The organism is Vibrio sp. T11.5, assembly GCF_027587155.1.
GTDB classification, from domain to species: domain Bacteria; phylum Pseudomonadota; class Gammaproteobacteria; order Enterobacterales; family Vibrionaceae; genus Vibrio; species Vibrio neptunius.
In genome coordinates this window covers 89,738-112,650 of record NZ_JAPPTP010000009.1, presented here as the reverse complement: position 1 = coordinate 112,650, position 22,913 = coordinate 89,738, and the positions used below count along the sequence as shown (strand labels likewise).

19 protein-coding genes are annotated in these 22,913 nt (G+C 44.0%); 3 read left to right on the top strand and 16 right to left on the bottom strand.

Annotated features, from left to right (window positions below; translation table 11 throughout):
* Nucleotides 1–3: 3 nt before the first annotated feature.
* From OH455_RS11580 to OH455_RS11505, 16 genes are all read right to left on the bottom strand, one after another.
* Entirely contained in the window at nucleotides 4–717 is a 714-nt protein-coding gene (locus OH455_RS11580) for a substrate-binding periplasmic protein (RefSeq protein WP_045976093.1), read from the bottom strand.
* Nucleotides 714–1,715 (bottom strand): ABC transporter substrate-binding protein, encoded by a 1,002-nt coding sequence (locus OH455_RS11575; RefSeq protein ID WP_269981480.1) that lies wholly within the window; start codon nucleotides 1,713–1,715, stop codon nucleotides 714–716. Before OH455_RS11575 ends, OH455_RS11580 begins: the two co-directional genes overlap by 4 nt.
* Nucleotides 1,712–4,246, bottom strand: a complete 2,535-nt coding sequence (locus OH455_RS11570) for an MFS transporter (RefSeq protein ID WP_269981479.1) — start codon at nucleotides 4,244–4,246, stop codon at nucleotides 1,712–1,714. Before OH455_RS11570 ends, OH455_RS11575 begins: the two co-directional genes overlap by 4 nt.
* 36 nt (nucleotides 4,247–4,282) lie before the next feature.
* Complete coding sequence (gene tssH / locus OH455_RS11565) at nucleotides 4,283–6,895, bottom strand: type VI secretion system ATPase TssH (RefSeq protein WP_269981478.1); 2,613 nt, start codon at nucleotides 6,893–6,895, stop codon at nucleotides 4,283–4,285.
* Between the two features lie 71 nt (nucleotides 6,896–6,966).
* Nucleotides 6,967–7,896: a type VI secretion system baseplate subunit TssG gene (locus tag OH455_RS11560; protein WP_269981477.1), complete on the bottom strand. Its 930-nt coding sequence runs from the start codon at nucleotides 7,894–7,896 to the stop codon at nucleotides 6,967–6,969.
* Between the two features lie 20 nt (nucleotides 7,897–7,916).
* Complete coding sequence (gene tssF, locus OH455_RS11555) at nucleotides 7,917–9,668, bottom strand: type VI secretion system baseplate subunit TssF (protein ID WP_206372952.1); 1,752 nt, start codon at nucleotides 9,666–9,668, stop codon at nucleotides 7,917–7,919.
* Nucleotides 9,661–10,083: a type VI secretion system baseplate subunit TssE gene (tssE, locus tag OH455_RS11550; RefSeq protein ID WP_045976064.1), complete on the bottom strand. Its 423-nt coding sequence runs from the start codon at nucleotides 10,081–10,083 to the stop codon at nucleotides 9,661–9,663. The genes tssF and tssE overlap by 8 nt, the downstream gene beginning before the upstream one ends.
* Nucleotides 10,083–11,477, bottom strand: a complete 1,395-nt coding sequence (locus tag OH455_RS11545; RefSeq protein ID WP_045976065.1) for a type VI secretion system contractile sheath domain-containing protein — start codon at nucleotides 11,475–11,477, stop codon at nucleotides 10,083–10,085. The genes tssE and OH455_RS11545 overlap by 1 nt, the downstream gene beginning before the upstream one ends.
* A 61-nt stretch (nucleotides 11,478–11,538) precedes the next feature.
* Nucleotides 11,539–13,017, bottom strand: coding sequence for a type VI secretion system contractile sheath large subunit (gene tssC, locus OH455_RS11540; protein ID WP_045976066.1), 1,479 nt, complete (start codon nucleotides 13,015–13,017; stop codon nucleotides 11,539–11,541).
* The gene (tssB, locus tag OH455_RS11535) at nucleotides 13,017–13,523 is read right to left on the bottom strand and encodes a type VI secretion system contractile sheath small subunit (RefSeq protein ID WP_045976067.1); all 507 of its coding nucleotides are present in this window, start codon (nucleotides 13,521–13,523) and stop codon (nucleotides 13,017–13,019) included. The genes tssC and tssB overlap by 1 nt, the downstream gene beginning before the upstream one ends.
* 19 nt (nucleotides 13,524–13,542) lie before the next feature.
* Entirely contained in the window at nucleotides 13,543–14,064 is a 522-nt protein-coding gene (locus tag OH455_RS11530) for a type VI secretion system tube protein Hcp (protein WP_045976068.1), read from the bottom strand.
* Between the two features lie 34 nt (nucleotides 14,065–14,098).
* Entirely contained in the window at nucleotides 14,099–15,475 is a 1,377-nt protein-coding gene (locus tag OH455_RS11525) for a type VI secretion system protein TssA (protein WP_269981476.1), read from the bottom strand.
* A gap of 397 nt (nucleotides 15,476–15,872) precedes the next feature.
* The gene (locus tag OH455_RS11520) at nucleotides 15,873–16,175 is read right to left on the bottom strand and encodes a PAAR domain-containing protein (protein ID WP_269981475.1); all 303 of its coding nucleotides are present in this window, start codon (nucleotides 16,173–16,175) and stop codon (nucleotides 15,873–15,875) included.
* A complete protein-coding gene (locus tag OH455_RS11515; protein ID WP_269981474.1) occupies nucleotides 16,172–16,741 on the bottom strand; it encodes a DUF6931 family protein in 570 nt (189 codons plus the stop codon). Before OH455_RS11515 ends, OH455_RS11520 begins: the two co-directional genes overlap by 4 nt.
* Nucleotides 16,742–16,745: 4 nt before the next feature.
* The gene (locus tag OH455_RS11510) at nucleotides 16,746–18,728 is read right to left on the bottom strand and encodes a type VI secretion system Vgr family protein (RefSeq protein ID WP_269981473.1); all 1,983 of its coding nucleotides are present in this window, start codon (nucleotides 18,726–18,728) and stop codon (nucleotides 16,746–16,748) included.
* A 191-nt stretch (nucleotides 18,729–18,919) separates the two neighbouring features.
* Entirely contained in the window at nucleotides 18,920–19,726 is an 807-nt protein-coding gene (locus OH455_RS11505) for a hypothetical protein (RefSeq protein WP_333482727.1), read from the bottom strand.
* Nucleotides 19,727–19,998: 272 nt separating this feature from the next.
* Here OH455_RS11505 and OH455_RS11500 point away from each other — a divergent pair, with 272 nt between their 5' ends.
* The 3 genes from OH455_RS11500 to prpC all read left to right on the top strand — a co-directional run bounded on the left by OH455_RS11500 (nucleotide 19,999) and on the right by prpC (nucleotide 22,862).
* Nucleotides 19,999–20,703 carry a GntR family transcriptional regulator gene (locus tag OH455_RS11500; protein WP_269981472.1) on the top strand — a complete coding sequence of 235 codons (705 nt, stop codon included), beginning with the start codon at nucleotides 19,999–20,001 and terminating at the stop codon, nucleotides 20,701–20,703.
* Nucleotides 20,704–20,715: 12 nt separating this feature from the next.
* Nucleotides 20,716–21,612, top strand: coding sequence for a methylisocitrate lyase (prpB, locus tag OH455_RS11495; RefSeq protein ID WP_269981471.1), 897 nt, complete (start codon nucleotides 20,716–20,718; stop codon nucleotides 21,610–21,612).
* A gap of 122 nt (nucleotides 21,613–21,734) precedes the next feature.
* The gene (gene prpC / locus OH455_RS11490) at nucleotides 21,735–22,862 is read left to right on the top strand and encodes a bifunctional 2-methylcitrate synthase/citrate synthase (protein ID WP_269981470.1); all 1,128 of its coding nucleotides are present in this window, start codon (nucleotides 21,735–21,737) and stop codon (nucleotides 22,860–22,862) included.
* Nucleotides 22,863–22,913: the final 51 nt, after the last annotated feature.

The window sequence follows — 22,913 nt, the reverse complement described above, 5'->3', positions numbered from 1 at the left end:
TCGTTACCCCTCACACTTTAAAGTCGCTGCATTAAATGCAGATAGGAAACCAGAGTACTTTTTAAGGAATCGATTAGAGAAGTAAACACCCATAGGTTGAGTGTCCATCAACTGTGACTGGAAAAAATCGTCTGGTAGAGAGGCTTCTTTTAGCTCACTCTCAAAGACTTTTTCATCTTCCAGTGCGACATCAATATCCCTTTGTTTTAAAAGCTTTAGTAATACTTTAGCATCTCGAGGCTGTTTGACTACGTTGAATCCGTTGCGCTTTAACCAAAACCACTTGTTGGACCCAAATTTAGCAGAAAATTTAAGGTTAACTTTGGTAAGCTCATCCATTTTAGGCTCTACTCCAGGGCCAAAGTACCAACGAAGTTTTTGCTGTGCGATCGGGGCTGATAACGTCGCATACTCATCACGCTCCGCTGTTTGAGTCGCGACAAAAAAGCCGTGTTGAGTACCACTTTGCACTCGCAACTGCGCGTCTGACCAGACTGTCATCGTGATCTGGTAGGGTTGCCCCATATGACTGAGAGCGCATTTCACTTTATCCAACGCAATGCCTTGCATCTGACCATGTTTATAGTCCTGGTAAGGAGGCCAGTCCTGCGTTGTTAAGTGCAAACGCGCAGGACCAAAAGTAGTTTGTGCTGAAGCATTGGCTATGGTAACTAGGCCAAGAAAAATCGCTAGGCAGAAAGTAAAATACGGCATCATTCTGACCATTCATTTCCTCCAATAAGTTCGGAAATTTTTAAAATTGATACGGGTGGATAATAATTAAGTGTACGAGCAGCACCGACATTAACTATATATGAGTATTGAGTAAGTGGTTCAATAGGGACGTCGCTGGGTATGTATTTTCCACTTAATATTTGTTCCGCTTTGTGACCAGCAAACTGGCCAACGTTGTAATAGCGACTGACAATACCAAACAGTGCGTCGTGCTTTCGTATAGGAGATTCGGTTGCAGAAAACGTTGCAATACCTTGTTGATGTAAATTGTCTACAATGCTTTTACCTTGACTAATGATGTACGAATCGGGGGGAAGATAAGCCAGTTGAACACCGTCCTCAATCATGAGATCGACGACTTTTTCAACGGAGCTAGAATCAGGTTTATCGTTCCTCGTTCTTAGCGGATACAAGTATACATCTTTCTTAAATCTTGCCGAAAGCGTTTGTATATTTCTTGCAGTCACTACGGCATTGCTTTCTAAAGGATTAAAGATAATACCTATGGTTTGGATTCCACTCAACTGACTGATGGCGTTTAACTGTACGTCGTGAGGAACGATATGGCTGACGCCTGTAAAGTTTCTTCCATCTTCATCTAAAGCGTTAACAATCTTCGACCCCACAGGGTCGGTTACGATACTAAATACAACGGGGGTATCACTGTTCTCTCTGAATTGGCTAGGGTTATGCTCAGTACCTAAAAGATTGAGGGTGATAGTCGTGCCAAACGTATAGATCAAATCCGGCTTTAAATGCTCGATGTTTTCTAGGTGCTGCTTCAGGACGAATTTGTCACGATTAGCATCCAAGATGGTGTATCTTACGTTCATTTTTCCGGACAGGTAATCGATGAATCCACGCTCGGCATCCGTCACACCGCGCCACAATATCATGACGACATGTTTTTTGTCTTCAGAATCTTCCGCTGATGTTACAAACGGGAAAAGAATAGCCAAGCATAAAAACAACGCTTTCATTTCAGCACCTCCAGTTGATTCTTATCTCTGCGAACAAACAAGCTATAACAGCTAAGCAGAACAATAGAACTGATTAGTAGTGCAATGCCAAACAGCACTATCGTATTTTGAAATCCCAAAACACTTAAAGCCAGTCCTGCAACCAGAGGGCCAGCAATATTGCCAATGCGTTCCGTCAATCGGAAGATACCAATCGTTTTGCCTTTATCTAATCCGGAATCCGATAACAACTCTATGATAAGCGGCACCTGTGGAGAAACGCATATGCCATGCGCTATACCCACTAATATTACTATCATCAGTAATCCAGAAGTTCCCGGTAATAACATAATATTCATCAATGCTGCAGCAGACAAGATACCGCCGGCAAAGATAAAGGCGATCTTGTTATTCCACTTATCGATTAGCATCGCGGCGAGAGGCGAGATGATGATGATTGCCAGCCCATATGTCATCATTACTCGTCCTGAAACGGCGCTGCTCTCTCCCAAAGACTGCAAATAAACCGGGCAGATGTAATACAAGAAGCCGGTCAAGACTACTTTTGCAGGGATAGCACTAAAAAAGGTGATGAGAGCAAAGTACTTGTTGCTTAAGAGTATTTTAAAGTCACTAAGCTGTACGGGCTTACTTTCGCTATTCGATTCTCCACGGTCAAAGAAGCTTATGACCAGTATCACACCTATGACAGCCAAAGTCGCTGCAAGTAGAAATGTCATCGAGTAGCCCAATTTGTCGGCTAAGACGCCACCAATTGCTGCCCCGCAAAGTGAACCGGAGAAAAAAGCAGATAAGAAGGTCGACATACCTTTGGTTCTATTCTGCGTGTTCGTCGTGTCAGTGACGTATCCCTGAGCTGAGATAAATACGACACCATATCCAACAGCAGTAAGTGCTCTGGCAATGAGCAGCAACTCCAAATTAGGACTTAAGGCTGTCGCAACCAAACCAAATGCTGTAATAAGCCCACCACTAATCAGCGACTTTCTTCTACCGACTTTATCGGACCAGTAACCCGCAAAGGGAAGAGAAATTGCCCAACATAACATAAAGAGTGAAATAGGTAGGCTGGTCACTAAGTCTGCAGGGATCCAGTTTTGATTGCTTGGTAAACTGGCGACAAAGTTTGGGAAAAAGGCGAGGGAGGCCGCTTCGGAGAAAATCAAGATAAACAAAGGGAGCCTGATAAAGCGATAATCCTGAATGTTTCGTTCAGGTAAGTTTTCACGCGCAAAGGCCGCTTTTATCCGCAGGTTAAGCTTTCCAATTAGGGTACCAAATTCGTCATTAGATTGAACCTGTACTAGATAGGGTACTTGTTTGTTTTCGCCCATTGCTATTAGCTGCTTAATTTGTTTCCACGGTTTGATGATCATGAAATGACAGATAAACAGGATGATTTCGATAACAAACAATCCTGACGCAACGAGGACAGTGATCATGTCCATGATACTGTCTTTGATCATCTGAGGTATGATGTTGGTATCAGCCATCATTTGGAGCTTGATGATTCCAGTGGTATCTATTGGAATAGATAATTCACTGGCCTCGACATAATCTGGGAAAAATTTTGGATATTGATAGATAGCAGCTTTGTTGTTCTCCAAACGAATTGAGAGTAATTCAGGATGATGCTCAATATACGCTGAAAATTCTTCCTCCAATCCGACCAATCGCTCAAGAGGAACCCCCTCGTCAATGATGCGCCCAATCATATGAGATAGCGTATCACCAATTAGGTTAGATTTTTGCTCAAGCTGCTTTTCGTAGACGATCGAGAATTTACTCAAAGACTGGTAGGAACTGGCTAAATTTGAGGCGACGGTTAAGATAATGGCGAGTAGAATGATAAGCAGAGGAAAGTATCGTGCTCGCATTTTATCCCACTTGGACCCAGAGCGCCCTGCAATAATGTAATTCCTTACTGAAAGCATCACTTGCCTATCAGTCAGGTCTTGGTCGTTTATTGCCTTGGTGGCTGCCTGAACTTTTTTGAGCAAAAAATCAAGTAGCGAGTTCAGGAAAACGTAGCCTATTACCGCTGCGACTAACACCCATAAAAGGGTATCCATAATTTGTTGAGACAATAATGTCTGTTTGATTTTTTCTAGGTATAGCGGTGAGTAGTAAAGTCTCAACTCGCCTTCTTTTACATTGAATGTATTGACTATGTCCGTAGTCAGTAGTCTGTCGGTGTCAAATTTGGCTACACCAGTAGTAAACAATACTTGATTGGTACGATTGACGACCTGAATTTTGCTGATGCCATCAACAAGGTCTGAGCGCCTTTCAATCAAAGATTGAATGTTTGATATCGAGGAAAGGGGAAGACCTAAGCTCATCGCTTGACGAATATCATTATCCGTTTCGTCGAGCACAACTTGATAGGTGGAATCACTTGTCTGGGTGAGTCGTTTATCGAAATTGAGATAGTTTAATGTTGTATTCAGCCCATTAGAGAACAGCAAGGCGGAGACAATTGCCAAGATGAGTTTGGCTCTTAGTGAGATAAATCGTCTAGGCTTAATCATGTATCCAGTATCCATCTTGCTGTTCGTCTTTCTCACTTACTTAATCGTAAGATCGAATCCTTCCTCACAATTTGCGGTCGTAACGGAAACTTGAGTGATTGGCTGTTGCTGACTCAATCTACTGATACATTCTTCTGCAAGTTTAGGCATCAAAGAGCGGTTAATGATCTGCTCAACGGCGCGTCCACCTGTCGTAGGGTCAGTGTTCTTGCCAACGACGTACTCTACGAAGCCTTCATTCCATGTAAACGAAGCCTGATATTGCTCAGCGAGTTTTTTCTTAATTCGATTGAGGGATATTTCAGTAATTTTAGACAATTCTTCATCGTTTAATGGGTAGTACGGCACAATAGTCGTACGTCCGAGGAATGCGGGTTTAAAGTAGTGTTGAAGATCTGGCCTAATTGATTCGAGAAGCTCTTCATTGCTTAGGCGATCACTATTGTCCGCACAAACATCACAGATGGCCTGATCTGCTGCGTTGGATGTCATGATTATGATGGTGTTCTTAAAGTCGACAGTTCGGCCTTCACTGTCTTTAATATGGCCTTTGTCGAAAATCTGGTAGAACAGATCATGGACGCCAGGGTGCGCTTTCTCCATTTCATCGAGTAACAAGACTGAATAAGGGTTTCGACGAATAGCTTCCGTCAAAACTCCGCCTTCACCAAAGCCAACATAGCCTGCTGGAGAACCAAGTAACATAGATATTTTATGTTCCTCTTTAAACTCGGTCATGTTGATTACTGTCAGATCGTTGCTACCACCGTATAGTTGCTCTGCAAGCGCCATGGCTGTTTCGGTTTTACCCACACCACTTGGGCCACACATGAGGAACACGCCAATCGGTTTTCGACTGTCGGTAAGGCCTGCACGAGAAATTCGGATCGCTTTGGCTAGTTCTTGTTTTGCTACATCTTGACCGATGACACGCTTATCTAGTTCTTCTTCTAGGGATAAAAGTCGAGCGATTTCATCACTCATCATGTTTCCGACCGGGATACCAGTCCAGTTAGCGATGACCTGAGCTATGGTATTGTCATCAACCATTGCGTTGACTAGCGGCTCTTCACCCTGCAATTCACCCAACTGATCGATAAGTTCATTCAGCTTGTCTTGCTTGGCTTTATCAACACTATTTTCGGTTTGTTCATCGCTGATTTCTTGCTGAAGCTCTTTGATTTGGTCAACGAAATCGACCTCTTTCTTCCAACGCGCTTGGTAATCTGCGAGTTTCTTTTCGTTATCTGCAATTTCGCCAGTGAGTTCGGCAATTTCATCTTCTGCAATGCCAAACAGAGCGTGCTCTTTTTCTAGCGCTGCTTTTTCATTTTGCTGATAACGGATAGTCTGCTCAAGTGCTTCAATAACTTCAGGTTTAGCGCCTTGAGTAAGTGCGATACGAGCACTTGCAGTGTCGAGTAAGCTAATCGCCTTATCAGGCAACTGGCGACTAGGTAGGTAGCGAATAGACAAATGAACAGCGGCATCGATAGCGGATTCAGCGATAAAGGCGCCGTGGTGTTTTTGCAGTGACGCCGCAATACCACGAAGCATTTGTTTCGCGTCTTCTGCATTCGGTTCTTCGATCGACACGACTTGGAAACGTCGAGTTAATGCCGGATCTTTTTCAAAGTACTTTTTGTACTCTGCCCATGTGGTCGCTGCGATGGTTTTGAACTCACCGCGAGCAAGAGCGGGTTTCAATAAGTTTGCTGCGTCGTTCTGGCCTGCTGCGCCGCCTGCGCCAATTAGGGTATGAGCTTCATCAATGAAAACAATAATCGGCTTTTCGCTATTCTTTACTTCGTTGATCACATCTTTGAGTCGGTTCTCGAATTCACCTTTTACACTCGCACCTGCTTGCAGCAAACCAAGATCCAATGAATGAATTTGTACGCCTTGAAGTGCGCCTGGAACTTCATTAGCCGCAATGCGCAATGCTAAGCCTTCTACAACTGCTGTTTTACCAACCCCTGGTTCCCCAACCATGATAGGGTTGTTTTGGCGTTTTCTACACAGAATGTCGATGGCTTTACGCACTTCTGAATTTCGACCAGAGATAGGATCAATATTGCCGTCCAATGCCTGCTGTGTCAGATTCGTTGTGTATTTACTTAATGCGTCATTGCCGACAGGGGCACCGCCAGTACCATCTGCTGCAGCAGCGCCAGTTTTTGCTCTAGCAACGGCTGTTTTATTGATTAGCCCTTGAAGAGATTCCAGTGAAACACTTTGTAAGCTTTCTAGCTGAAGCGTATTCATACCCAGCACGTTTTGTTGCAGCATGGCTTGAACCAGATGAAGGCTTATAATTTCACCATGGCCATAGTTTACCGAAGCAATCATCCAAGCGTCTTTTACGATTTCGGTGAGTGCTTGGCTAAGAGTTGGCTGACCCTCATTCCCTTTTGGAAAACGAGCAATCTTCGAGGACAGCTCGTTGACCAAATTATCCTGAGATAGGTTTTGTGACTGAATGAGGCTATTTAAGTGTTTGTCTTGCTGTGAAAGCAACTGCAACAGCCAATGTTCTGTCTCAATAGAAGGGACATTTTGATTCATAGCGGCCCCAGCAGAAACTTCAAGTGCTTGTTTCAATTCTGGTGACAACTTGGCGACTAGATTTGTTAGCGTAACTTGCGTCATACCGTTTTCCTTGTATCTCAAAAGGCATCAATACGTCTTTAATACCCAACTCGTTTTGGTTCTGAAGTGCGTTACTTCAGGAGAATACTTACTATTTGTTGTGGTTTCCTTTCCGGCGCTAGGCAATCAACTTCACCCAGTTTCGCCGCGTTGTATTTGTTGCTGGATAGACGAGGTCTATTCAGATACTCCCGCTTTACGTTGAGGTAAACAGAAGTCGGAGTATTGTCTTGCAAATAATGCTGAATCAATTCCTTCATGTGGCTTGCCAGCAGTGGATCGGCTTGGATCGCGATCAACTCATTTTCCGTTTTTGGGGTTATATAAACCATCAAATGACTAAAATGCGTTAAGCAGGTTTTTCCGAGCAAAAAACCTTGTCCAACCCGACTATTGAATTGCTCTTTCCGACCCAATCGAGTCAGAGAGTCAGATGGAAGCTGACGGCGCTCATGAGTTTTAGTCGAGACTTTGATACCGAACGGAAAATAGTCATTAAGCATTTGACTCAGGGTACTAAGGTTTCTCTGACCTTGGTTAAGCAACATGGAGTACTGAAAATACTTTCCATGTTTGTTGCTAAGTGTAGCAATATGGTTGAGTAATGCCGTTTTTGCTGGTTGAAGTTCATTTTGAACAACAAGCCAAGAACCTGTTTCCAGTTGGCTAACAATTTCAAAATAACGCTGATTGAATACATCAAGAAAATCTTTCAGTGCATGATCGTCATTGTGAAGCGCGGATAAAAGTTCCTCGTAAATATAGTTTGGTATGACACCTTTGACACCAGATAATGCCTGCTTGGCTAACCTAAGTTTCAAGCGATTGTTTTTAAGTGAAAAATACTGTATTTCGCTCGCGTCGCCGGTAGGCATTGCCTCTGCTTTGAGTTCAAGCTTTACCCGATTCGGGTTTTGATTTATCCAATGATTCAGCAATCGCATCGCCTGAGCGAAATCGTATTGTTGAGGATGTTGGGTTAAATCGCTAATCAATGTCATATGTATCTCTCAACCAACAATCACATTGCTAGTTGGCTCCCATGAATTTTAGGGTAGCGCTTGGCAACCCCATCTCTTCCATAGATTCGGATAGACAGTTGGATATAACGGTCGAAGCTACAAAACTGTTGGAAGAAGCGATTGAGAACATCACTAAATACAAGGAACCCACTCTGAGTATCGAGTGTCAACTCTATTTCAGTGCCAGGAGAGAAGACGTTCTTACCCATTATACGTAAAGCTGAAACCTGAGATTTAATTGAGACGCTATGTATTGTCTGAATTTCTTCTGCTGATACTTGCTCACGACTGCATAGTTGAAGCATCTGCTTGAGCTTTTCTGTTGGGTTATCTGAGTGGAGAAGGGACGAAAAATTACCATTCAGTAAGCCAACAAATTGCCAGTGCAAATTCAAGTTCTGTTCTCGCTCAATGGGCGCAGTCGGTGGGTAAATAGCCTTAAAAGAACCTGGCAAATCGATGCTTTCAAGGCATTCCATGTCGCCGCTAATACCACATGCCTGTTTTCCATTGGTACACAGAAGATGTGTTCCATAGAGTTTATTGAACTCAAGGTCGTGATTAGGTCTTAAACTGATGGCAAGTTTAAACTGACCATTAATATCTCGAGAGCTTTGCCAATAATCTGCATTTGGGTTTGACTTATAGCTATCTCTAAACAAAGGAATTAACGGTTTTTCCCCTTGAGGAGTAATCTCGAATACTTCTTTGACTTCAACAACTTCAATATCACTTTCGCTGTGAGCATCGGCGTTAACAGGAATACTTAAGCATCTCTGGTCATAATTCGTCGGCTCGCCCGTTTGCTCAAAAAGGTTGACTGCAGGAATGATGTCGAGTTTAAACACTTGATTGTCAAATAAACGCATGAATTCGGTTGGTATCGAATTCATAAACAAGTTGAGCTTGATGTCAGCGCAGTCGAATTGCTTAATGGCTTGCCCAAAATCCTTTAAGCGAAAAAACTGGCGCTTCTCTTTGAAAAAGAAAAACTCGCTGATTAGTTGAAAACCTGAAAACTGATTGCCCTTTTGTGGCAAAAACAAAAAGTTGAGATCGCTGATACGACTCTTTAGCTTTTCTGCTGGTAAAACAACGTGTTTTTTGCATTCGCTATCAGAGATGGATACCGCCTTAGTTTGACCTAACAGTAATTCAACCAGTGAGTCTGCGTTGTTCTCAAAACCTTGCACAAAGAGATCTAAATCTTGATGACTCAGTTGTGAAAAATAGGTGTCGGGATCGCCTGTTGACAACGAAAGTTGAATAACAGCAGTAGACTGCTCAGTGCCAGCTGGACGATTAAACTTGAATGGTGCACTGGCTGCTGCTGTATCCGTTAAGGAGAATGGCGCCGTCTTTAAATCATCAACGGTGGTAAACTGGCAAAGTTTCCCCTTAGCTTCTGAGGTAAAGTGCGAACCCTTCGGAATCAGAACAGACTCTGAAACATCTTCCTCATGAGACAACTGTAGGTAGGCGGCACTAGGAATAGTTTGAATGTAACTTGGGTAGAGCACACCAAGTAGACCTTGTACAACTTCAGGGAGTTGCTCGGAAAGCTGCTTTTCTACAGTGGCGTTGAGTAACGCAACGCCGTCGAGCAAACGAGCGAGGCTGGGGTCTTCGATCTGGCCTTGATGAATATTGAGGCGTTCTGCATGCTCTGAGTGTTGCTGACCAAATTGTCCTAGGGCACGCCTTACAAAAGTCAGCTCTTGTTCAAAGTAACGCATCAAAGGATCAGTCATAACTATCCTCCGTCATTACTGTGGTTAAATCGTTGAGTGAAATCTTAGAGTCGAATATCAGTTCTTGCTCTCCTTTGGAGGTTCTTGCTCTAGCGATTATATTGAAAACCAGTGCGTTCTCATTTTCCTTACGTTCAAGTAACTCAACCATTACCTGAGTAAGGCGGGGCTCAAAGTGCTTGATATAACTCTCTAGACGCAATGCTAGTTGGGTCTGATCTAAGCTGGCACTCAAGAGCTGAACATCTTCTATGCCAAAGCGCAAATTAGAACGCTGTAGCTCTGTGAATCGATCATCAATATCGACTAGGGATGATTCAGACTCGAGAAGTTTGGTTAGGTGATATTTGATATCATCAATCTCTTCGCTTTGGCTTGAGCTATTCGGCTCTATAAACGTTTTCCAAAATCCCATTAGGCCGCCTCATCCAGTTCTGTGGTTAAAATGACCTCGCCAGTGAAGTGATCATATTGATATTGTGGGACAATCCTCAATGTACATACAAAGCTACCAGGTTGATTTTCAGATTCTGAAACGCTGATTTTAGCGAAGCTTAATGGGTATTTAGCGAGCGTTTCTTCGTTCGCATAAGTCACATTACTAGCAAACTTTTCAATCCATTGGGTTAAAAACAATTCACATTCTGCCGCAGTGTTAAAACTGCCAAGCATCTCGCGGACCTGAACCTTTAAATAGTGGGCAATGCGACAAGACATCAGACTAGTCTGAATTTGAGTTAAGATTTTCTCGTTGTCAGAAGAGCCGCTTTGCCAGATGGAGTTGTTTCCATTGAAAAAGTATTTGTCGCTGAGTGGACTTTTGGTCAAGGGTACAAATCCATTTTGTGCATAAAACGTCGATATCTGCCCAAAAAGGACCACACTGGTCTGAGGTTCGCGCAAAAATAGGCAGTTATGTTTGTCGATGTTTACAATGGCACCTTGAGATTTGTCATTCCAACGCGATTTGAGAAAACCAAACCAATTTACGCGGTGATATTCGCGCATGATGGTAGCGGCGAACGCAAAGGTCGCGCTGCCCCAAAGCCCAGTGCCGACTTCGTTGTAGATGAAGCCTGCCTTGGTATTGCTATAGCATTGTCTCATTCGTATTGAAGGCATAATAAAACCTACAAACCTTGAGCTTGATTTAGTGCGTAAAGACTGCCAAGCGCCGTAGTCTGGGCCGGTGATGATTTTTTCGATTCTATTGATATCTGAAAGCCAATCAGCTCCGGGATCTACAAAGAATTTCTCATCGGGTGAGAAAAGCATCGGGCAAAGGGTTGATTCGCCGAGTTTACTCAATAGCTCGACGGTAAAAAGGTCGTCATAGTCCGCATCGAAGTCCATATCGATAGAGATAGGATGCGTGTACACAATACAACCAAATGGGCTACCCCCGAGCGTATTTAACTCCTTGTTACCTATTTTGTTGAATAGGCTGGAAGCTTTGACATTGTAAGCTTGGTTGATGTCGGTTGACACTTCATCCCAATCCATATCAAGAAGCTTGAGCTTGGTACGCTGCTTATTGATTGGCAAGGTTGCAAGGCCTTGTAATCCCAGCCAGCTACTGTGTAGATGTTCAAAATCAGGCTCATGGAGGATTTTGTCAAGTTGCTTTGACAAAGCTCCATCTAAGAAGGAAATAAGACGTGACACGAAGTTAACGAGTGACGGTTTATTAGCTAACGCGTCAGGGTTAACTTCAGACAGTAAAAAGAGCGCGTCTCTGAGAAAGTCGCTTTTTTTATTGTCTAAAGAGGCAAGCTTCTGCTGCCAATCTGCGCTGAAATTCAATGTCATAATGTCCTTAGATGGTAGACAGGAAGAAAGGAAGGCCGGATTGCTCCGGCCTTAAATTGGATTAACCTGGGATCTTAGCAACCATACGTACAGAGGTTGTTAATTCTTCAAGTTGTAGCCATGGGCGTAGATGTGCCACAGCTGAGTAGGAGCCTGGACGACCTGGTTGCTCGACTACTTCAATTCGAGACTCACAAAGTGGTGTCTTAGCACGTTGCTCGTTACCAATGGCACCAGCGTTAGTGTATTGGTCGATCCACAACTGAAGTTCACGCTGGATGTCAGGTGCTTCAAGGTTCGAACCCAGTTTGTCACGTCCCATTACTTTCAAGTAGTGCGCGATGCGGCTACTTGCCATGATGTATGGAAGGCGAGCGGAGATAGCAGCGTTAGCGGTCGCATCTGGGTCAGTGAACGTTTTTGGTTTTTGAGTCGTTTGACCACCAATAAACACGCCGTAGTTCGAGTTTTTGTAATGAACTAAAGGCAAGAACCCTAGGTCACTAAGCTCTTTTTCTCGCTCATCTGTGAGGTTTACTTCTGTTGGACACTGTTGAACTAAGTCGCCAGCTTCCGTTTTGTACGTCAGATTAGGTAGGTTTTCTACCTTACCACCGTTATCAAGACCACGGATAGAAGTACACCAGCCAGAAGCAGTATACGCCTGAGTCATTTTGAGACCCAGATCATAGGCTGCATTAGACCACACAAGTTGGTCGTTGTTTTCTGGATTTGGGTTACCATCCATATCTGTCCCAAGCTCTTCATAATCGAATAGCTCAGTTCCAAGGCCTTTAGCACCATATGGGAGGCGCGCTAGCGTTCGTGGCAGAGTCAGCGTCACATAGCGCGCGTCATCACTTTCACGGAATGCATTCCAAGCGGCATATGCTGGTGAATCAAAACCAGCTGCTACAGGTTTGCCCTCGTCGAACGTGGTGAAGTCATTAAACTCAAACATTTGTGCATTTGCAGCTGCAACAAATGGAGCATGACATGCTGCTGCAACTTCACCCATATAGCGAAGTAGGGCAACATCTTCGTCTTTAGCGCTAAACTCGTAATCACCAATGAATGTTCCATAAGGCTCACCACCGGCCGTACCGAATTCACCCTGGTACACAGCGTTAAATAGTGGGCTACGGTCGATTGCTGGAGCATCCTCAAACTGGTCTAGAAGCTCTTCTTGGGAGAAGTCGACCATTTTGATCTTTAGATCGCGTCCTAGTTCGCTCTCTTTAACCAATTTCTGCAGCCCACGCCAAGAGCCCTCAAGTTTTTGAAGCTCTTTTTGTTGCATGACTTCTGACAGCTGCTTAGAAAGCTTCTTGTCAATTTCAGAAATTGCATTTTCGATTGTTTTAGTAACGTTTTTATCCCACGTTACCGTTCCTGAAAGCGCTTGTTCCGCAAGAACAGAAAACAACTCTTTTGTTGTATCAGCAGGTGTTTGAGTAGTCGCTTCGATTGCTCGGTCTAGAAAACTCAGCGAACCTTCTGCTGCTTCGGTTTGCGTTTGATTTTCAGCTTCTGTACTCATTATTCGCCTCCTTCTTCCTTATTGACACCAAGCTCTTCTGACAGTGCGTTGATAGTATCTGCGCTCTGTAGAACTTCTTTCAGCAGTTTCTCAAGATCACGAGAACGGTCTGCTTTTGAAAGTAGGACTTTGAGTTGGTTACGCGTTTCAACAAGCTTTTTAAGAGGTTCAACTTGCTCGACGATGGCTTCAGGTTCAAAGTCTTTCATTGAATTGAACGTCAAATTTGCTTCAAACTGACTATCATCGTCTGCAAGTACGTTATCGACTTTCAAAGACAACTCTGGTCCGACGCGTTTCATCACGGAGTCAAAGTTGTCTTTGTCAACGTTGTAGAATGTACGATCTTCAACGTCTTCCTTGTCTTGCTTATGACCAGAGTAGTCACCAATCACCCCAACCACAAATGGGAGTTCTTTGGTTTCTACCGCGCCATTAGTTTCCACATCGTAAGTAATACTTACGCGGTTTTTACTTACACGTTTGTGTTGGGAGTTTAGTGCCACAATGGTTCTCCTTGGCTAATTATTTAGCTGTCGATGTCACTTTTGCAGTTGTTGCGTCGAACCCTACTTCTGGGCCTTTCTCGATCTTACCGCCTTCACCCTCGATGTAGTAAGCTTTCGAGATTTCAGTGTAAGTTAGAGAGAATGATTCATTTGGAAGAGTACCGTCAGAACCAGCCATGTTGTAGCTAGACATACGAGCCGCTTTTAGAGTAACGATTAGGTAAGGATCTGCACCTGAACCTTCACGGTTTGGTTTAGTCATTACAATCTCAACAGTTTTACCCTCGCCGCCAGGAGCGTACAAGAAGGTCGTTAGGTAAGGGGTTGCACCGTCACACCCACGAGTAATATTGATTTCACCTAGCGCAACCATACCTTGGTCAGCGTTGTTTGCGTTACCTACATCAATACCTACACCACGAACTGCGTTCCAAGTTACGGTGTCAATAGCAAAGAAGCCATCTTTACCACCGATCTTTTCTACAGTTGCTGCACCTTTAGGTGTAGTGCCATCAATTCTCATGAAAATAGAAGCCATGTTGATCTCCTTCGCTAATTAGCATTTAGTGTTTTTACCACTCGAAGCTACTAATACCACTTTCAGGTTGAGTAGTGTTCGCTTGAGTTTGAGTAGTTTGTTCGCTCGTTGTGACTGGCTCTGAAGGAGCTGAAGTCTGCGGAGACGGAACATGAGCACCTGTCTGTGATAGCCCAGGTGCGGATGAAACTGTTTGTGTTGAAGTGGCTGGTTTGTTACTTAGATCTGCTTGCGCTAAGTTATCCATGCCAGAAACTTGATTAATATGAGTGATTACACCGGAATTACCGCCTGTCATCTCATTCAGTAGTTCAGGCAAGCTCATATAGCCCCATCGAATTGCCCTCTCAAGCAAAAATGGAATAGGACTATGAGGTTCTGTTCTTTGAAAAAATTCAGAGATCTTACGCAGCTCGTGGAAAGCTTGATCTCGATGAGTGACTACCGAGCTTACAGGCTGAGGTTGACTTGGACTTTGAGCCATAGGCTGCGGGGCAACCAGACCTGAATCTTCGACACCTGTTTGTGGTGTTTCGTTTGCAGGAGCGGGCTGTGATTCTTGACTAGCCGCTGGTGTCGGTTCATCGACGACAGGCTTGAACTCATCATCTAGCGGCCATCGGGCAAATTTGTCGCCGACCAAAAACTGTATCGCATTGATTAGGTCGGCAATGTTAGCTTTGACAAATTTGAAGCTTACTTGAGCAACCCCTAGCGTTTGACATTCTTTTGCAATCAGTTTTTCTGCCGCATCAAAATTTTGATAGCTTTCTGACAGGCCACTTAGTGTACTTAGCACATCGTTAGAGAAAAGGGTTTGTGCTCTATCTTTTAGCTCTGCAATCTTTCCTGCTCTTTCTGCACGTAGGAAATCACCAAAAGAGAGTTCATCAATAAGACTTATCATTTGCAATGGCATGTAAAGTGCTGTCGAATCTTGACTTTCACCAACAAGCTGCAGAAGCGGTTTTGTTCGAAACTCAACGAGTTCTTTAGCCTGACCTGATTCGTCACTACTTTTTAACTTCTCAATTGGAGGATGAGGGTTTAGCGTTGGCCAAAACGATTCAACAATCCCGACTAATGCTTTCGTTGAGCTAGCGAGGTTGTCATAAGGTGCAGGAGTAAAAAGCTGGCTAGCTATATACCAACCTAAAAACTCAATATCTTTAGTTTGCGTAGTCAGAGCGTCAAATGTCGATGTACGCAACAGGTCCCAGTTGCTCTGATTCGCTTCGATAAGCGCTTCATCACTTGAAGCGTCTGGGGTTTCAATTAACTGGCGGAATGACGATTGTGCAGTGTTGTAGTGGTTTCTCAACGTACGGTAGGCACTACGATCTAGCTTCAGGTATGTTCCTGACGGTTGTTCTTCAGATATAGGTTTCAATAGTGCTTCAATATCAACCATACAGCGTCCGTTATTAGTAGTTCACAAGAAAGTTTATAGAATGTGTGCTTACTTATTATTAGTTAATAAAACCGTATTTCTCATAGTCTAGGCTTATTTTTGAAAAAGGCTCGTCCAATTTTATTATTTACCTTGAAAAGTGATCCCCTTCTAGAAAATTGGCCGGATGACGTATATTTTTTATCAATACCTTGTTTTTTATATGGTTTGCAAAAACCAAAAAGTGTCTATTTTTTGTACTCTTAAGGCGGTTTGTCGAAATTTATCACCTTTAAGAGGTGTTGTTCTGTAAATGCAATGTTGTGATTTTCTGGCAAAATTAGGTGTTTGCACTGGTCATTGATAGTCACAAAGTTCGAAAAGGCTGCTGTTTTGCAACAAGCAGCCAGAATCGATTCTATCCACCGATTAAAACGGTAGGCATACCTAATACGATACTTCCGCCATGTGAGGTTGTATCTCCCATTCGTGCTGCAGGCTTGCTGTTTATCATAACGGTAGCACTTCCTTTGATAATGGAATCAGGAGGGCCAACACAAACACACATATCTCCCAGTGTGGCAGCAGGCAGGCTCCCGACCAAAACTGTTGGAGCTCCTGGCCCTGTGATAGGCCCACCAACATGGGGTATTGGTGGAACCGCTGGAGTTTGCATCGGGCAGACATGCATATCTGTCAATCTTGCTGCGGGTAGTGTCATTGAATACCTCCGTTGCCTCCTGAAGCAATGTCGAGAGCAGTTTGAACTGCCTTTTCGTAATATTGCTCGGATTTATCCCATTGTGGTAACGAAGCTGCGTGATTAATGGCACCGCTGACAGCTTTCGCGTAAAGAAAAGGGTCTGGTAATACAACTGGTAGATCTGGCGCAACTATGCTTCCAGAACCGTTCCAAAACACCGCTTGGGTTAGCCATGATGGCCCACAGTTAAGTTCAAGGCGATTCGCCAATAGCTCTGCTCGTCTGCGAAGTTCCTCCGACGGTGACTGAGCCCATTGTTTAACAATGTCAAGAGACATCTTTTGTGTGTCAGTCCAAATATCATTTCTTGATGATACACAGCACAATGCCCACCAGATGCTCTCGCGAACGGGTAGAGCATGAGCCAGAAATTGCACTAGGTCGTTGTACAACTTTGCTTGCTGAAGCTTGCTGATGACTTGGTCGATGGGTAACTCATCGCCAATAATTTGCATGGCTTCGTCTGAGGCTTGAAATCTTGGTAGTATTTGAGCACTGCTCTGGTAAGGGATTTTTTTATACATAGATTTAATTAACCTTCACAATCGCGCCTTTGAGTTCACCTAATACACCACCGTCGAATGTGCCTTTAAGCCCCGACTTAAATTCGGCACTGAGAGAGCCTTCAGCACTGAGAGTCGTGCTGGCTTTGATTTCAATGCTCAGTCCTTTAATACTGTTTGAACTTGTGGCTTCAAGTGCTGTTGTTGTTCCTGAAACTTTATTCGCAGAGGTGGCTTTGCTGGTAACATTCGTTCCCTCTAGGTTTAGCGCACTGCTTGCTTTTACATCAATATTAGTGGCCTCGATAGATATTGAGGATGAGGAAATAGAAATTTTACTTGAGCCAACTTTGAGATCGATGGAGTCATCTGCTTCCAGCGTAATTGATTTCGCAGAGCCGCTCATCGCCTTAGTGACATTGAGTGTATAATTGTCTTCAGTGGCAATCGTCATGGCTTTGGTTACTGATTGACTGAGTTCACCTTTGACGGTTTCAGTATGGTTGTTTTCGACTTCTTGTGTGATGTCTTTTGCGGCGTGAAGATAAACCAGTTCATTGTCTTTTTTGTCGTCAAAGTAGAGCTCGTTTGTTTGGCCTGTCAGTTTCGTCTTAATCCCAGTTTTAGTGGTATTCGCTTCTTTATAGGGCGGCGCGTTTTTACTGTTATACACGCTGCCCGTAATGATTGGCTGATCAGGATCGCCGTCAATAAAGGAAACCAGTACTTCCTGACCTACTCGCGGAATAAACTGCGTCCCATAGCCGCTACCTGCCATCATTTGCGCGACACGCACGTAACAACTGGTTTTATCGCCACTGGCTTCAGTATCCCAATGAAATTGAATACGGACTCTGCCTTGATCATCTTGGTTGATTTCACCTGCTGTTGAGCCTGCAACTGTAGCACTTTGCAACCCATTCACTACTTGTTTTGAACGCGGCGCTGGATATGTTGGTGTTGCTTTGGGTATTAGTTTGATTTCTGTAGCGCAGCGAACATCATCGGAATAATGCGTTGATGTGCTGACTACGGAAAAATCACCAAGTTGTGATTTGTCGAGGTGGCTTGACAGAGAAAACCAAGTGGCAACCTCAAACATATCATGTTCGGCCTGAGCTATAACAGATTGATAATCCTGCTCTATTTGCTCAATCCGTCTTTTTGCCAAGTTGCTAGATAAGTCGGTCATATCTCCACTTATGCCTAAATCAGGATAGTGGACAGATGCCAGCTTCGTATTATTTGCGATTGTATTGCTGCTGGTTTTTGCTTTGCTGGTGACTAATTTAGACTGTGAGTAGTCGTATGCCGTTAGTTCTACACTAGCACCGTGAAAAGACATCACTGGTGACCAGGTTTTAATCAGAGGCAAGCTTCCTGAAGGGGTTTCTTGCATATCAAATTTTGCTACATCAGCCTTGTCGAAAGGTGATTGTGCATCTTGGATGACCATAGTGTGGTCACCGGATTCATGTGTGAAATAGTAATGTAGGCCTTCTTCCGCGAGCAAACGTGTTACAAAATCGAAGTCCGATTCGTTGTATTGAAGGCAATATTCTCTTTTTGTTGAAGGTAAACTAGAGAGTTTGTATTTACCTTTAAAACCCGCGTTATCGAAGATATCGCTGATGATGTCTTTCGTCGTTTGAGTTTGATAAACACGGAAAGAATGTGTGTGTGTGAGAAGCCAGAACCATGGTCGAAGCGTGATTCGGTACTGCATGAATTGCAGATTAGCGTCCAACCCCATTTGTTCGATGCGAGCAATAACTCCATTAAAAGAGCGTTGCAACTTGTTGCTGCCAGACTCATTGGAATATCGGTTTATCGTCAACAGCTGACCAAGTTGGTCTTTAACACTGAAACTAGAGGAGACGAGTACGGCGGTAATCTCAAAAGGAGTGGACAAAGCTTGAGTTACAGTAAATTCGCTAACTGTATGCTCTTGATTCTTATAGTCCTTTGCCGAAATTAAGTTAGCCGACGCTGAATACTTATCAGCCATATAATATCCTTGAAATAATTAGTCTGATCGAAAAAGACCTTAAAAATTATACTGATACGCTAGGTATAATTTGTTGGATTTATAAAAAGTAGCAGTAAACTTATCGTAAATAAATCCTACCACTGATTATTCGGGCTGTTTAGCCCCATAATAACTGAATGTGTGAGCCGCTCTCAGAATCCAACATTCTTCTAACGGCTATCGACAACGAGCAGTTTCGCGCTTCGATAGGAGAAGTTCATACTCTCTATCTCGTTTGGGCGGCTTATGATCAAGTCCACAGATGGTAGTACCACAAAGAAGACTAAAGGCTCTGGGTGAAGGTACATCCAACGTAAGTTTGAGTCCGACTTCTTATACACCTTCATATTCACAGTCAAGACTACGCTGTCTGGCGAGAGGGTACTGTTGTTGAAATGCCCCAGTTCATGTACTGCCCCCCAAAGAGAATCGAGTGAGCGCTCGTGAGTACTTTTGAGAAACAACTCGATCTGGAACCTATCCTCATTGTCATAAAGTGTTGTACTCAGTCTTTGAGTAAAGCGCAATCCATCCTCAAATGGTAGGTAATTCAAATTATTGTCGACAATCTTAGAAGATAGTGGACAAAGTTGAACTGAATCAGCAGGCTGTTTGCTGGCATATAGCTCGCAAGTGAACTGTTTGATGATGGTCTCTAGGCCTTGATGAAACTGTTCATTTTGAATGTCTTTCAGTGTTACCGCAGAACTATTTAATACTTCGGCAAACACTTTATCTGCAGTGCCGTTGACATTATCGTAGTCGGCAACGTTGACATATTGATTGGACTTAATGGCGGCTTTAAGAACATTGTTTGATTCGATAACCGTAATGTCTTCGTCAGAATAGACGGTATCTCTAAGTGGAGGGTAATAGGGTTCTCGCTTAGGTTCTGAGAACATTGAGCACGCTGTGAGGCCTAAGCCTAGAGCGGCAGCGATTGATATCTTACCAATTAGAGTCTGCATTCTTATCATAGATATCCATGGTTACTTCTACAGTACCGATACTAATGACAAGTAAGAGTTAAGTCATTGTTGTTGTGTTGTTCTTGCCGATAGAGCTCACAAACAGCAATGAGAATCGCGTACTTTGTTTCCTTAAAGCCAGATATCCATAACGGATTAGCTTATACCTTAGTCTAAATTGTCGACAATCTTCTTGATTGTCGACAATTCGATCGGCTATTTTATACGTATGGTATAAGAACTGTTGACACATTGGGTTGAGCAGGTAAGCGAGCAAACGTATGAATGATGAACTCACGACTCGTATGAAAAGTAGAGCAACAGAGAAAGAAAACACCAAATCAGAAAGTCTGACCGAAATTCTAATTGAAGCGATTGTCGAAGGTAATCTGGAACCTGGAAGTAAGATCTCTGAGCCTGAGTTGGCGAAGCGACTTGAGGTAAGCCGAGGCCCACTACGAGAAGCCATCATGCGACTTGAAGGGCTGGGATTGATTGAGCGCATTCCTCATGTCGGAGCACGAGTGATTGCCTTCTCCCCTGAAAAGCTGGTTGAAATCTATGCGGTTAGAGAGGCTTTAGAGGGTATGGCTGCGCGCTTGGCAGCACGTTATATCTCTCAGGAAGAGTTGTTGAGTTTGGAGCTATTGCTTGCCAAGCACTCAAAGCACATCGATGAAGTTGCAGGCGCTTCTTACTTTCATCAGGAAGGCGACTTTGATTTTCACTATCGCATTATTCAGGCGAGTCGCAATAGTAAGTTGATCGCGCTCTTATGTGATGAGCTGTATCACTTGCTGCGTATGTATCGATACCAATCGCCACGGGCGCAATCCAGACCCAAAGAAGCGTTGAACGAACACAAATTTATCCTTCAGGCGATTCGTAATCGTGATGAAGAGTTGGCCGAAATGTTGATGAGAAGACATATCTCAGGCAGCAGACGGTTAATAGAGCAACAAATTTTACTTGCTGAAAATGACTAGAAGGAAACTGTCATGAGTTTATCTCCAGGGGCGAAATTCAGAGCCGCCGTAGAGCAAAATGATCCTTTGCAGATTGTCGGTACGATTAACCCATACTGCGCCATGATGGCGAAAAACATAGGCCACCAAGCTATCTATTTATCAGGTGGTGGCATTGCCAACGCATCTTACGGTCTTCCTGATTTAGGAATTACGACCCTCAATGACGTCTTGGTCGATGTTGACCGCATTACTAATGCGTGTGATTTGCCTTTATTGGTGGACATCGACACGGGGTTTGGTGGCGCATTTAATATTGGTCGCACGATTAAAGCGATGGAAAAAGCCGGTGCTGCCGCTGTTCATATGGAAGATCAAGTGGCGCAAAAGCGTTGTGGTCACAGACCAAACAAAGCCATTGTCAGTCAACAGGAAATGGTTGATCGAATTAAAGCTGCGGTAGATGCGCGTAATGACGAAAGTTTCGTCATCATGGCTCGCACTGATGCGCTCGCAGTTGAAGGAATGGATAGCGCCATTGAACGAGCGATTGCCTGTGTCGAAGCTGGCGCGGACATGATCTTCCCAGAAGCAATGAACAAATTAGATCAGTATTCACAGTTCTCTGAAGCGCTAAAGCAAGCGACCGGACAACACGTGCCTATATTAGCGAACATTACTGAATTTGGCCAAACGCCATTGTACGGTGGTGAAGAGCTAGCCAAATCAAATGTTGATATGGTGCTGTATCCACTAAGTGCTTTCAGAGCAATGAATAAAGCCGCAGAAATGGTTTATGCCCACCTGTTGAAAGAGGGAAATCAAGAAGCACTGCTTGATTCGATGCAAACGCGTAAAGAGCTCTATGCGCACCTCAAGTACCACGATTACGAAGACAAATTAGATCAGCTGTTTTCAGAAGGAAAATAGCCAACAGAAACAAACGGAAGCCTAAGAAAAGTATCGGAAAATTTTTAATTCAATAACGTGAAACTTGTCCGAACAGAAAATGCTCCATTCAGAGGGTAGAACGGACAGAAAAGGAGTTCAACATGTCTACTAAAGAGATTGGTGGTGCAGGCCTACGAGGTCAAAGCGCCGGAACTACTGCATTATGCACCGTCGGTAAAACAGGTACAGGTCTGACGTATCGAGGTTACGATATCACTGATCTAGCCAATAACGCGCAGTTTGAAGAAGTAGCCCATCTTCTGTTACGTGGTCACTTACCGACGCAACAGGAGCTGGATGCATACAAAACGCGTCTGATTGGCTTACGCGGCTTACCTACTGAGCTAAAGCAAGCTTTGGAACTGGTCCCAGCAAGTGCTCACCCTATGGATGTGATGCGAACAGGTTGCTCAGTTCTAGGCAACCTTGAACAGGAAATGGATTTTTCTGAGCAACAAGACGCGACGGAGCGAATGTTAGCGCTATTCCCAGCCATCATTTGTTACTGGTACCGCTTCAGTCATGATGGCGTTCGAATTGATACCGAAGATCAGTCTCAAGATTGTATTGGTGGCTATTTTCTTAAAATGCTCACGGACAAAGATCCGAGTGAACTGCATAAGCAGGTCATGCATTGCTCGCTGATTCTCTATGCGGAGCACGAATTTAATGCGTCGACGTTTGCGGCTCGTGTGTGTGCCTCGACGTTGTCGGATATCCATTCTTGTATTACGGCTGCAATTGGTACCCTGCGTGGTCCGCTCCATGGTGGGGCAAACGAAGCCGCGATGGAAATGATCGAAAACTGGCAGACGCCTGATGAGGCAGAAACCAACATCATGCAGATGCTAGCCAATAAAGACAAAATCATGGGCTTTGGTCATGCTATCTATCGTGAAAGTGACCCTCGAAATGCATTAATCAAGCGTTGGTCGAAAGAGCTCTCAGATAAAGTGGGCGATACACACCTTTATGCGGTCTCTGAGCGAGTCGAATCGGTGATGAAACGTGAAAAGGGGCTGTTCTGTAATGCAGATTTCTTCCACGCTTCGGCGTACCACTTTATGGACATTCCAACCAAGTTGTTTACACCTATCTTCGTCATGAGCCGATTGACTGGCTGGGCTGCACACGTTTATGAGCAGCGTGCCAACAACCGCATTATTCGCCCAAGTGCGGATTACACAGGTCCTGAACATCAGGATTGGGTTCCTATCGAAAAGAGGTAACACCCAGTTACCCATGAGTCTCCTTACCAGCTAGTAAGGAGGCTCGGATAC